A 1,481-nucleotide genomic window follows, 5' to 3' on the forward strand; every position below is an offset into this window, starting at 1 on the left:
CGCGATAAATTCGGTTTAGCAATTTCAAGGAAAGTGGATTAATATCTCGAAGTAAAAACATATAAAATCTCTTTAAATACAACTTACTACTTTAGTATATCATATTAGTTATTTATGTAATTAATTTTGTTTAACTACTTACAAGTTCAATTTTATTCATTTTACGGTATTGATAAGGGATATTTCCGATAACAGTAGGTCAAAAAGGGGCCCCGTCCATTTTTGGCGGGGCTACAAATCTAGGCCGCGAACTTCAGCATCTTAAGCATTGCTGAGGCTGTCGTTTGATTTTCGGATTCTAGGACGATCGCCGGAATAGTTTCGCCGGCCCTGGGGTTAAGTTGCTTCGCCAGAACTGCGGCATGAAATTGAAGATGGCCAGAGACAACTCGGTATCCGCCAGAATCCCGGACTAACACGGGCGGAACCACGAAACCGCCGATCGATAAACTGAGCTCGCCTAATACTTCCAACTCAAATTGATCGAAATTGCTTGCAGGAATATCGGACGTGATCCGCTTGATGGCTACCAGCGACGGCATCAGCTTCTTGGCTGCGATCGGCTGCACCCGGCCTCGCCCATTGTCCCCACGGTTCGGCGGTTCGTCATTTTCCCCAATGGCTGCGGGTGTTGGGGCGGCGGTGGCTGTGTGGCTTGCTGTGGCTGGTGTTGCGGGTGCGGGTGCTGGTGCGTCGGTTTTGGCGATCGGTGCTTCCACTTCGGCGGCGGCTGGGGTGGTAGCTTTTTCCGCTTCTGCCTTGGCCAGTGCTTCAAAGCAGGATACTGTCGCTTCCCAGTGGCCGCGCTTGACATCGCTAGCGGTTTGGGAAACTTGGCAGCAATAGCGGTTATCTTCAATCAGTCTGGCGAATGGACACTGAGCACAGGTAAAGGTGGCGGGGGCGGCAGTGTCGATCGTTGGTGCTGTTTGTGTTAAGTTCATTTGAGTCCTTAGTGGGGCTACAACCACAGCGCTAGGCTGTCAAACTTAAGCGCTGTGGTTTTGTTTTGTACTACAATCTTAGACTACCTTTAGGCTACCTGTCAAACGGTATCCTATATTGTTTTGTGCTACCATTTAGACACTACGGGTCAGCAGTGTCTAACTGGGGGGAGTGCTGGTTAGCCGATCGCCCGCAGGTCGGCATTTGTGACGCTCGCTTGGAGCCTCCGGGCAATTGCCGCTCGTGTACCTTTGGCGTCAATCCCTTTCGCTGAGGCCAGCTTGCGGATTGATTGAATGCTGAGCTTGTTAAGCTTGCCCTCGATGTCTGTTGCTGGTGTTGCAGGTTCGATCGGCTCGTCGGCGATCGGCTCGTCGGTGGTGGCTGTGACATCAATAAGTAGTTAAGCAAAATTAATTACATAATTATCTCCAAATTCTTTAAGAATTATTTCGACAGATGAAACAAGAGATTGCCAGCTAGAGTAGGCATCTATTTCGAGCCATTGATATTTGATAAACCGCCACAAAATCTCA

1 protein-coding gene and 1 pseudogene are annotated in these 1,481 nt (G+C 49.0%); both read right to left on the reverse strand.

Translation table 11 applies throughout. The features are described from left to right. Window positions 1-239 precede the first annotated feature (239 nt). Window positions 240-944 (reverse strand): hypothetical protein, encoded by a 705-nt coding sequence (locus ACUVJL_RS25895; RefSeq protein ID WP_445248461.1) that lies wholly within the window; start codon window positions 942-944, stop codon window positions 240-242. Between the two features lie 404 nt (window positions 945-1,348). Next, a pseudogene (locus ACUVJL_RS25900) lies at window positions 1,349-1,481 on the reverse strand (IS630-like element ISAcma34 family transposase); the annotation flags it as partial.

Origin of the sequence: Microcoleus sp. OTE_8_concoct_300 (genome assembly GCF_031383065.1) — a bacterium.
Classification (GTDB): Bacteria; Cyanobacteriota; Cyanobacteriia; order Cyanobacteriales; family Microcoleaceae; genus Microcoleus.

What these genes read in the sequence shown, in the direction of transcription:
- ACUVJL_RS25895 (WP_445248461.1), bottom strand. Translation starts at nt 944, where the DNA reads ATGAACTTAACACAAACAGCACCAACGATCGACACTGCCGCCCCCGCC.